Genomic DNA, 11,112 nt, shown 5'->3' with positions numbered 1-11,112 from the left:
ACTGTAGAAGCCCAGCGTTACACCAGCGTCTCAAGAGAAAACTGTTTTTGGACTCGGAGTCTGGTGTAACAGAAATGCCTATAGCGCAGAAAACTGCCACCTGAACGGTCAGCAACGAATAAGTAGGGTGTGAAGAGCGCTCTATTGAACTGGAGTCAGCAAGAAAGCACGGGTCTGGCCGTTGAACCGACCGTATCCAACGATCTGACCTTGGTTGTTGATGTCGGTAGCCTCGGTGAGTACCCACCCTAGGGCTGAGTCAATCATAGAGTTCAGATCACTCATTTGACCGTTCCGCCAGATGAAAGCGCGCGTTGTATTGCTTGAATTCTCGGATGAGCCGACAACAACGCCCTGGTCATTGATACCCCAAGCGGTAGACGTGCTTCCGCCAAGTGTGCCCAAATTGTTCATTTGCCCGTTTTGCCACAGGAAGGCACGAGTCTGGCCGTTTGAAAGGGCTGAAATGCCCACCACCTGTCCAACGTTGTTGAGGGCGTAGGCCTCCGCAAAGTTTCCACCCAGCGTACCCAGATTGATCATTCCGTTTTGCCAAAGGAAGCCCCGGATTTCCCCAGCGGAAGTTGCGGACTCACCCGCCACCTGCCCGCTTTGGTTGATGGCGTAACCTGCTGAGATGCTTCCTCCCAAGGTTCCCAGGTTGGTCATCTGGCCATTTTGCCAACGGAACGCTCGAGCCTGGCCACTGGCATTGGCAGCCCAGCCAGTTATTTGACCGCTGTTGTTAATCTTGCGTGCCAACGAGAAACTTCCCCCAAAAGTTCCTAGGTCAGTCATCAGACCGTTTTGCCACAGGAAAGCACGCTCTTGGCCACTGGCGTTGCGAGAGGAGCCCACAATCTGGCCGTTCTCGTTAATCCCATAAGCTTCCGAGGAACTGCCTCCCAAGGTTCCTAAATCGGTCATCTGGTTGTCCTGCCACAGGAAAGCGCGGGTTTGGCCACCGGCATTGCGAGACTGTCCCACTATCTGACCGCTTTCGTTGATTTCCCAGGCAAAGGAAGAATTACCCCCCAGCGTGGCCAGATCTGTTATGCAGTACTGTATGTTTGCAGCGCCAGCACAACCCACCCTGACATTCCCCAGCTCGAGCCGTGTGTCCAGCAGCTTGCTCTTGACGAAGGCCACAAAGCGGTACCGGGTGCTCGCGCCGCTGCCCTCCACCACCTGGCCGTCCTCTGTGGCCACCCAGGGAAGCTCGAACTCGGTCTGGCCGGGGGAGGCCGTGGCCTGGTTGGTCAGCACCAGCACGGGGTTCTCGGGGGTGCCGGTGTTGCGGTAGACGCGCACCGCCTCCACCTGGTAGCCCAGAACGGGGAACTGGGTATCGCCCAGATTCACCCGGAAGCGTACGGTGTCGCCCACTCGGAAGCTGTTGCGGTCGGCGGTGAGGGTGGTGGCCGTGGGGGAGGAGCCCAACTCAAAGGGGAACTTGAGGTTTAGCTCTGGAACCGGAACCGGGATGGGCAATACCTCCAGGACCCCTTGCAGGTTCTTGCCGGTCTTCAGGCTCAGTTCGAGGGAAAGGCCATATTTTGCGGCAAACTCGGGGTCGCGCACCTGGGTTTCTTCCGAGGCCAGCTTTCCCTCGATCTTCAAGGCCGCCTTGGCCACGAAGAACTCGAAATCGCTTATCCGGATACCGAAGATTTTGCCGGTGTTGGTGATGTAGGCCTGTAACCCGGTGTTGATGGCGGCGAACAGGAACCCGCTGGCCTCGGCTTCCACCTTAAGGCCACGGGGTATCTCCTGGGGCAGAACCCACTTGAACTCGGCTTTTGTCTCCCTCCGCTCAAACCGGCGGGCAAAGGAACAGGTGGGGGTGCACTCCACCCCGGCCCGCAGCTCCAGGAGGTACTCCGTGCTGGACTTGAACCCCACACCCAAGGCCGGCACCTTACCGCTTATCTCAAAACCTGCCCCCACGGGAATGTACAGGCGCCCTATCGCCGAGAGGACGCTTGGCACCGGCAAGGGTATCTGAAAGAACTCCAGCTTGCACTCCAGGCTACCCTCCAGGGCCGCCGCCAGGGAGGGATTGAAAGCCAGCTTGGCCTTGGGGCTGCCTACCATCAACAACTTCTTGTTTGCCTCGGTCCACAGGAGTTCGAAGCCGATGGAGGACAGGTCTACTTCGACCTCCACCTCGTCCACCGAAAGGTCCACGGCGCTCAACTCGGTCTCGCACTCCAGGGGGCCTACCTCGAACTCCCGCATGGGCCGCACGCTGCCGGCGGGGCGGGCGGTGGTGCGGATCACCCTACCGGGCTTGAGCCGGAGGGTGTACTGGCCGTTGCCTTTAGGGGTCACATCGAAGTTCGAACCCACGCTGTCGGGCACAACAGCCGGAAGGTGAGCCAGGTTGAAGGTCTCCTCGAGGCGATACCGGGTGAGAAGCTCCCCCAGCGGCACCAGCTCGAGGGTGACCAGGGTCTGGTTTCCGCTCTGCCGGGCCTCCACCACCCTTCCCGCCACCGGCAGGCTGCCCTGGCTCATCAGTACGCTCCCCACGGCCGGAAGACCCACCCCTTCCAGGGTGACCACATAGCGGTAGCCCACCTTGAAGGGAGCGTTGGGGTCGGTGCCTTCGATGCGGACAACCTGGCTATCCGAGACCAGCGTGGCCCCCGCTGCCGGCTGGGCCACCATCACCCCCACCTCGGCCCTGGCCTGCCCGGCCTGCACCACCACCCGGGCCGAACCCAGGTCGGCCTGGGCCGTGACCCGCCCCTCCGGGGTGACGCTGGCCACGGCGGGGTTGCTGGAGCTATAGGTAAAGTTGGCCTTGACTTCCTTGCCCTGGGCATCGTAGGCCCTGGCGCTCAGGGGCTGGCTCTCTCCCGGGCGGGTGAGCAACAGGCCCCCCGGGGCAACCTCCACCCGCACCACCTGCGGCGGGGGCGGGCTGGGCTGGGCGCAGCTCAGCAGGAGCCCCAGCAAGGCCAGGGCCAGCCAGTACTGGCGAAAGCGAACCATCGCTGCCTGAGTACGCGGTTTCATGGGTTCCTCCTCGGCTGTGTTTCCCTCCAAAATCTGCGAGCAATGCCTTCTTAGGCCACTGTAGAAGCCCAGCGTTACACCAGCGTCTCAGCGCAGCCGGCCTGGCCAGCGGCGCTGCAGGTAGGCCCGCAGCTCCTCCCAGGTGGCAAACTCCACCTCCCGACCGGTCTTCAGGTCGTGGACGCGGTACGAGCAGCGGGGAATGCCGTCCGGGCCGGGGGTGGTGAACACCCGCAGCAGCAGGCTCCGGCGCAGCCTGGGGGTCATGGGGACAGGGTAGGGGGGGAGCGTTACACCAGCGTCTCAGCCTTTAGCGGCCTCGGCAGCCTCGAGCTGGGCCCGTATCTCGCGGGGTAATCGGGTTCGGTCCAGAGGCTCGACTGCCTGCTGCACCAGGGCCCGTTCCTCGGGGGTGCCGTGCTGCAGGGCCAGGGTCAGCAGGATGGCCCGGGTGGGCAGGTGGGCGGTCTTGGGCAGAAAGGTCAGGGCTTCCTCCAGCGCCCGATGGGCTTTCTCGGGCTGGCCGACCTGGTGGTAGAGGCCAAACAAGCGGGTGCGGGCCAGAAGGCCGAACATGGGGTGGCGGCCCTTCTGGCGCACCGCCTCGTAGTGGCCGATGGCCTCCTCCCAGCGCTCCAGGCGCAGGCAGGCGGTGCCCAGGTTGACCTCGAGGTTGTCGGTGCGGCCTTCCTCGTAGGCTGGGTCTTCAGCCAGCACCGCTCGAGCGGGCGCCAGAATATGCGCGGGCTCCCCTCGCACAATCCAGTAGTAGACCAGGTTGCTCATGCAGGAAATCTTGCCGTGTCGGGAATTCAGGGCCTGGGCCAGGGCAAAAGCCTCTTCCAGCTCGCGTCTGGCCTCGTCGAAGCGGCCTAGTTGGGTAAGCTGGGCGCCCATATCGTTTTTGAGCAAAACCAGATCAAAGCGGGTGGCCGGGTCGGGGCGTTTGGCATAAATCTCCGCCAGCCTTCGGGCCATCGCCAGCGCCTGTTCGTACTCACCCCGCTGGAAGTGCCAGGACTTGCGCAGCAAGCCCACCGTAACCTGGGCGTGCTCGTCCAGAAGGTCGAGGGGGTAGTTTTGCTCGAGGTCGTTCAAGATGGGCTCGGCCAGGGCCACCTGCATGTTCTGGACATAAACCCCGGCCAGCAAGGCCAGCGCCGAGGCCCGCTGGGAGACGCTCAGGGGCTTTTGCAAAAGGGCCTCGAGGCGGTTTTTACCTTCTTCGTACTGTCCGGATCCGCCTAGCTGCTGGATGAGATGGAGCTCGAGCTCCACCTTCCGCTGGGGGTCGGTGTTGGTTTCCAGGGCCTTTCGCAGAAGCCCTACCGCAACCGCCGCGTCGGGGGTTGCCTCGGCGGCTTCCTCCCAGAGGCGGCTGGCCTGCTCAAGGTCGCCGGCTGCCTGGTAATGCCGGGCCCGCACCGCGGGGTCGGCCTCGCTCAAACTCTGGGCTACCGTTCTATGCAGCATGGCGCGCCTGGAGGACGGAAGGTCACCATACACCCCCTGGCGTATGAGGTCGTGGGTGAACTTGGCGCTTTGTACAAGCCCCAGCGTCTCGGCCTCCTCCACCCCCTCCAGCACCGCCCACTCCGAAAGCCCGGTCACCCCAGCCAGGAGCTTAGAGCCAAAACCTTCGCCCACCACGCTGGCGGCCTGCACCACCCGCAGGGCGGGCTCGGACAGGCGGCCCACCCGGCGGCGGATCACCTCGGCCACTTTGGGGGGAATTTGCAGCTCGCTGTAGTCGCGGGTCACCTCGTCAAGGTCGGTGCGCCACTGGCCCCCCTCGGCCCGCAGCACCCCGTTCTCGAAGAGGGCCTTGAGGGTCTCGAGGGCAAAAAAGGGGTTGCCGCCGGTCTGGCCGTGCAGCCAGCCCGCGAAGACCGGGGGCCCCTCCTCCACCCCGATCAAATCGGCCAGCAGGGCCTGCACCGAGGCCGCTTCCAGGGGTTCCAGGGCCAGCTCCTCTACCCCGCTTCCGCGCAGGGCCTCCCGCGCTCGAGCCAGGGCGGGCCCCACCTCGTGGGTGCGGTAGGCCCCCACCCAGGGCTGGCCCCGGCTGTGCAGGTACAGCAACAGTTCCAGGGTGCCCTCGTCGGCCCACTGCAGGTCGTCGAACAAGAGCCGCCCGGCGGGGGCCAGGGCGCGGGCCAGGGCCTCCAGGAGCCTGGCTTTGGCGCTGCCGGGCTCGGCGGGGGGCGGGGTGAAGCCGGGGTAAAGCTCCGGCAGGAGGCGGGCCAGGTCTTCGCGGTAGGGGCCCAGGTCGGGGAGGCTCTCCAGGTTGGCCTTGAGGTACTCCAGCACCGCGTAGAAGGGCACGTTTTCCAGCCCTTCGCGGCTTTGGAGAAGGGGGGCCTGGGGGAAGACCTCTTGCAGCAGGCGGGACTTGCCCACCCCCGGCTCCCCGCGCACCAGCAGGGCCGAGCACGCCCGCAGCCGGGCCTGCTCGGCCTCGCGGCCTACCAGGCGGGGCGGGTGCAGCACCTCGAGGGGAATTTTGGGGGGCGCTTTTGGGGGGGCTGCTTTGAGCGGCTCGCTCCGCCGCAGGGCCTGGGCCAGCTCCAGGGTCGCCCGCATGGGCTCCAGCCCCAGCTCCTGCTTCAGCTCCCCCGCAAAGCGCTCGTAGACCTTGAGGGCGGCCTCGCGCTGGCCCGCCAGGTAGGCCGAGCGCAGGTAGTCTTGCAGGATGTCCTCGCTCAACAGGTTTTGCCGCAGAATTTCCCCCAGCAGCCGGGCGGCCTCGGCGTACTGCGCTTGTTGCTGGAGGGCCTCGGCCTGGTGCCGTGCGGCCTGCTGCCAGGCTTCCAGCAGGCTCTCGCGCTCGAGGGCGGCCCAGTCTTCCAGGGTGGGCACGTCGTGCAGGGGGAAGTCCTGCAAAAAGGGCCGCCGGTGCAGGCGCAGGGCCCCTTCCCAGTCGGCCTGGCCCAGCGCCCGGCGGAAGCCGGCCACGTCGGTGGGGATGCCAAAGCGCACCTGCTCGCGGGCCACTTCCAGCGCCGTAGCCCAGGGCAGGGCCCTGGCCCGGTGCAGCACCACCCGCAGGTTGTGGCGGGCTTCCTCCTCGGGGCTCTCGGGCCAGAAGAGGGCGGCCAGGGCCTCGCGGCTCACCCACTCTCCCCGGCAGGCCAGGTAGAGCAAAAGCAGGGCGGGCCTCGAGGGGGCTAAGTCGTGGCGCACGTCGCCATCACCCACCCGCACGTGGGGCTCGTCCAGCAGGTACAAACAGGCAGGCCTTGGCATACGCGCTTCCGGCGCAGGTGGATTAGCCCCTATTGTAGCGCCAGGTATACCGGTTGTAGAGACGTAACGGGGTTTGTAGCGCTAAAAGATGGGTGGGCGGCTCGACATCCATTCCTCGGGCAGCAGGCTGTACATGTAAAAATCCCAGGGCTCCCCGCGAATCCAGCGCCAGCGGCGCAAGAGCCCCTCGCGCCTGAAGCCCAGCTTCTCCAGGGCCCGCTGCGAGCGGGGGTTATGCACGTGGGCGATGGCCTGGATGCGGCGCAAGTCCCAGGGCCCAAAGGCAAAGTCGAAGAGCACCACCTTGGCCTCGGTGTTGAGGCCGGTGCCCCAGTAGGGCCGCCCCAGCCAGGTCTCGGTCTCGCCCAGCTTGTTGGGCCAGTCCAGGTGCAGCCCAATCACCCCGGCGGGCCGGCCCTCGGCCTCGATGATGAAAAAGCCTTCCCGGGCCTGCAAACGCTCCAGGTACTCGTAGGTCTCGTGGGGGCTCTGGTGCGGGTTCCAGTAGACAAAAGGGGCCAGCTCGGGGTCGGACATCAGGGCGAAGAGCGCCTCGGTGTCCTCCGGGCGGGGCCGGCGGAGCAAAACGCGGGGGCCGCGCAGTTCCATGTGCTTTTAGCATACGAAAAAAGACCCGCCGAAGCGGGTCTTCTGAAGCGCTCGAGGCTCAGGGCCGGGCCAGGGTAATGACCGGAGAGGTCCAGGTTTCCCAGTCTGAAGGGTTGTTCCGATTTCCTGTGGGCTTTAGCACGCGGATTTGCAGCTTGTACTGTCCGTTGGGAACAGCCTGGAATTCACTGGGTATAGGAATCTTGTTTCCGTAGATGTCCTCGTTCTTGTACTTGGTGATACGCGTTCCATCCCATGGAATGGCATAGAAACCGTTTGCCAAAGTATTGCGTGGGATGTACTCTCCGTAATCGGCGCGATTGAATTTGGGGTGAACCGGCGTGTTGGTGGCCGCGTTCAGAATGACCATTTCGTAAGCCTGAGCGCCGTGTTCAAAGTGAGCCAGCACTTGCGGCAGATCGTTGCCCTGGAGCGTAAAGGTGCCACCGCTAGGTAGGATTTCGTAGCCAGTACCCGCTGGGTTTAGCTTTCCGAGCAAGGGGAAGCCTGCCCCTGCAGGGGTCAGCACTTGTACGGATTGGTAGCCACCCTGCATTCCCACGTACGGCACGTTCATTTTGATGCCAGCCCCCACGGGATTGAGCAGGATGTACCCACCGTACAGACTCTTGGGGTTCAAACCTGTGGGCGGAGCAATGGTTACCGTAAGAACGGCTTCGCCTCGAGCTGGAACCGTAATCTGCGAATGGCTAAAGCTAACGGTGGCCGCAGCGGTGGTGAAGCTTGGAGTGTAGATATTTCCTGTAGCCGAGGGCCCCGGCAAGTGAACCGGCCTGTAAATCAAGGGAACATTGCTGCGGTTTTTGAGCACCAGACGTTCGGTGTGCGCTCCGCTCTTCTCGGCAAAGGAGATGGCCGAGGGCGTCACGGTCACCCGGTTTTGCACCGCCGCCACAATGTCAATCATTCCCGCGCCTTCGCGGAAGCTGGTCTCGGGGAAGCCACTGCCGGGTGCCAGCGCGAAGGGTTTGGGCATGGCGGTGTTTTGCAGGTACTTGGTTACTTCGCTGGGCCGCTGGGTACGCCAGAAAGCCGGGTTGCCCTCGAGCAATAGCGCCACCGCACCTGCTACATGAGGAGCCGACATCGAAGTGCCGCTCAGGATGCCATAGCCTCCCTGTTCCAGGGGTAAAGCCGAGCGAATCAGACCTCCAGGCGCGCCCAGGTCGGGCTTGAGCTTGAGGTCTTGGCTGAGTCCCCAGGAGCTGAAGGTGGAAATCAGGTTGCCGGTAGGATTGTTGACCAGCGTGGTGTCGGGCGTCCAGGTCAGGGTTGTGGGCGAGGTGAGGGCACGCAAAGCCAGGCCATCGGCCTGGGAGATGCTGATACCGAAAACCCCCGCCACGCCCGTAATCCCAGCGCCTGCAAACAGGCCCGCCGCGTTGTTGTGAATAATGACCCCCACAGCACCGGCGGCAACGGCTTTCTGGTACTTCTCGTTGAAGGTGCAGGCACCACGTTCGATCAGGGCCACTTTGCCTGCCGGATTGCCAAGCAAGGCATCAGCATTGCAAGAGCGCCCAATCCATACAACCTCTGCGCTGGTGCCGCTGGTGGGGGGTGCATCGGCCCCACCAAGCACCAGATAGCCCAGCGGGTTACCGTTGGCGTTCACTACAGCTTTTTGGGCATTCACGCTGACGTTGTCGAAGGAGGCTACGCTAATAACCCCTTCAGTCGCAGCGGGGTCGCCCGTAGCAAACAAGCCCAGGTTGCCGTTGTTGCCCGCTGAAGCAACCACCACCGTTCCACGCTTGACCATTTTGGTGATGGCCTTACCCAGCATGCTCCAGCCAAAAGGCGATCCCAGGCTCATGTTGACCACGTCCATGCCTGCGGTTTCGGCACGCTCGAGGGCCGCTAAAATTACGTCGTCGCCGGTGGAACCCTCGCAGCCAAAAACCTTGTACGCGCCAAACTGGACTCCAGGCGCCACTCCGGTAATCTGGCTGTCCTTTCCACCCACAATACCGGCGACGTGGGTGCCATGGCCGTCGCAGTCGTCGGGGTTGGGGTCCGGAACGGGCGTGGATTTGCTGGGGTCGGAGGCATCGTAGTCATCACCCACAAAGTCGTAGCCATCCACGATGCGTCCGGCAAACGCGGGGTGCTGGAGATCTATGCCAGAGTCAATGATGCCTACCTTGACCCCCCGACCTGAGAGACCTAGGTCGTTTTGGGCAATGTCGGCGCCGGTCTGAGTGATGGCACTGGCAAGATCGGGGTTGGCCGCTTCACGTGGGGGTAGTCTATATGTGCCGATGGGATAGACACCCTCCACCCCAGGCAGAGCGTACAGCAACTTGCGATTGTTTCCGGGCACCTCCACCGAGAAGCCATTGACAAGCTGGGTGTAGGTGAAGAGTATTCTCACACCCGCAGCCTGGGCAGCCTGTCGAAAAGCAGCTTGCTGGGCCTGCAGGCTTTGCAGGCTGATGCCATCTGCTGCGGCGCCACCAGACAATTCCACAAACCACCGGGTGGGAGTTTCGTTGACCAGGCTCGAGGTAGTGGGTTGGGGTGGTAGCGTGGCGAGAACTTCTGGGGCGGGCTGACTCCCCGACCTTAGGTTTCCACACGCGGACAGCAAAGCAGCCGCTCCAAGAATGACCAATGTTTTTCGCACGCTTTCTCCTTTCAAGATTTGGTGGTTTTTGGGGCTTTGTGGTTTAGGGAAACATCAAAACTTGGGTGTACGACCAGCCTCCTTTCTGTAGAGAAAGATTTTTTTTGACGATAATAATACTAGGAGGTTGAGGCGGGTTTGTTGGTTACCTTTGAAGGTTACTTAGACGTTTCGTAAAGTATGCGTCCGTTACAGACAAATTTTCTTCGCCGCCAACGCCACTTCGGACAACATCCGCTATGATGGGTCGGTATGGCGAAGGACAAAGGCCTCATTCCGCAATCAGAGGATTTCAACGAGTGGTACAACGAGGTGGTGCTCAAAGCCGACCTGGTGGACTATGGCCCGGTGCGCGGCACCATGGTGGTCAAGCCCTACGGCTATGCTCTGTGGGAAAACATCCAGCGCGAGCTCGACCGCATGTTCAAGGAAACCGGCCACCAAAACACCTACTTCCCCCTTTTCATCCCCATCAGCTTCTTGCAAAAGGAAGCCGAGCACGTGGAGGGCTTTGCCCCCGAGCTGGCGGTGGTCACCCAGGCCGGGGGCGAGACCCTGGAGGAGCCTTTGGCGGTGCGCCCGACCTCCGAGACCATCATCGGGTACATGTGGGCCAAGTGGATTCGCACCTACCGCGACCTGCCCCAGCTTTTGAACCAGTGGAACAGCGTGGTGCGCTGGGAGCTGCGGACCAAGCTCTTTTTGCGGACCACCGAGTTTTTGTGGCAGGAGGGCCACACCGCCCATGCCACCCAGGAGGAAGCCGAAGAGGAAGCCCGCCGCATGGCCGGGGTCTACGCCACGGTGCTGCGCGACTGGTGCGCCATTCCCGGCTGGGAAGGCCCCAAGACCGAGTCGGAGAAGTTCGCCGGGGCGGTTTATTCCATCAGCTACGAGGCCATGATGCGGGATGGCAAGGCGCTGCAATCGTGCACCTCGCACTATCTGGGCCAGAACTTCGCCAAAGCCTTCGACATCCAGTTTCAGGACAAAGACCAGCAGAACAAGTACGTCCACACCACCTCCTGGGGCTTTACTACGCGGGTGGTGGGGGCCATCGTGATGACCCACGGCGACGATAAGGGCCTGATTCTGCCCCCCCGTCTGGCCCCCATCCAGGTGGTGATCGTGCCCATCTACAAAGCCGAGACTCGAGAGGCAGTGCTCCCGGCATGCCAGAAACTGCTCCATGAGCTAAAGCAAGCGGGTATCCGCGCACACCTCGATGACCGCGACCAGTACAGCCCTGGCTACAAATTCAACGAGTGGGAGCTGAAGGGGGTGCCGCTGCGCCTCGAGCTAGGCCCGCGCGACGTGGAGGCCGGTACGGCGGTGCTGGCCAGCCGTCTGGGCGGCAAGGAGATCGTACAGCTTTCCGAGCTGTTGGGCCTGTTGCCGGGCCAGCTCGAGCAGTTCCAGCACGACCTCTACGCGCGCGCTTTGCAGTTCCGCGACGCGCACACCTGGGCCGTGGATACCTACGAGGCCTTCAAGGAGAAAGTTGAACAGGGCTTCGTGAAGGCCTTCCACTGCGGCGACAAGGACTGCGAAAAGCAGATCAAGGCCGAGACCACCGTCACCACCCGCTG

Annotated in this window: 6 protein-coding genes; 1 reads left to right on the top strand and 5 read right to left on the bottom strand. The window is 63.0% G+C overall.

Going from position 1 to position 11,112, the window contains the following annotated elements:
* Window positions 1-141: 141 nt before the first annotated feature.
* The 5 genes from NZN28_RS12480 to NZN28_RS12460 form a co-directional block, all read right to left on the bottom strand.
* Window positions 142-3,021: an Ig-like domain-containing protein gene (locus NZN28_RS12480; protein ID WP_295398673.1), complete on the bottom strand. Its 2,880-nt coding sequence runs from the start codon at window positions 3,019-3,021 to the stop codon at window positions 142-144.
* Between the two features lie 87 nt (window positions 3,022-3,108).
* Window positions 3,109-3,288: a hypothetical protein gene (locus NZN28_RS12475; RefSeq protein ID WP_295398672.1), complete on the bottom strand. Its 180-nt coding sequence runs from the start codon at window positions 3,286-3,288 to the stop codon at window positions 3,109-3,111.
* A 36-nt stretch (window positions 3,289-3,324) separates the two neighbouring features.
* Window positions 3,325-6,267 carry an AAA family ATPase gene (locus NZN28_RS12470; protein WP_295398670.1) on the bottom strand — a complete coding sequence of 981 codons (2,943 nt, stop codon included), beginning with the start codon at window positions 6,265-6,267 and terminating at the stop codon, window positions 3,325-3,327.
* 81 nt (window positions 6,268-6,348) lie between these two features.
* Entirely contained in the window at window positions 6,349-6,876 is a 528-nt protein-coding gene (locus tag NZN28_RS12465; protein WP_295398668.1) for a GNAT family protein, read from the bottom strand.
* Window positions 6,877-6,934: 58 nt separating this feature from the next.
* Window positions 6,935-9,271, bottom strand: a complete 2,337-nt coding sequence (locus NZN28_RS12460) for a S8 family serine peptidase (protein ID WP_295398667.1) — start codon at window positions 9,269-9,271, stop codon at window positions 6,935-6,937.
* Between the two features lie 504 nt (window positions 9,272-9,775).
* Here NZN28_RS12460 and proS point away from each other — a divergent pair.
* Window positions 9,776-11,112 (top strand): proline--tRNA ligase (gene proS, locus NZN28_RS12455; RefSeq protein WP_295398666.1); only part of this gene is annotated, 1,337 nt, incomplete at its 3' end.

Source organism: Meiothermus sp., from assembly GCF_025056915.1.
Classification (GTDB): Bacteria; Deinococcota; Deinococci; order Deinococcales; family Thermaceae; genus Meiothermus.
Note: the sequence above shows the minus strand (reverse complement) of the source record. Positions and strands in the feature narration are given on the sequence as shown.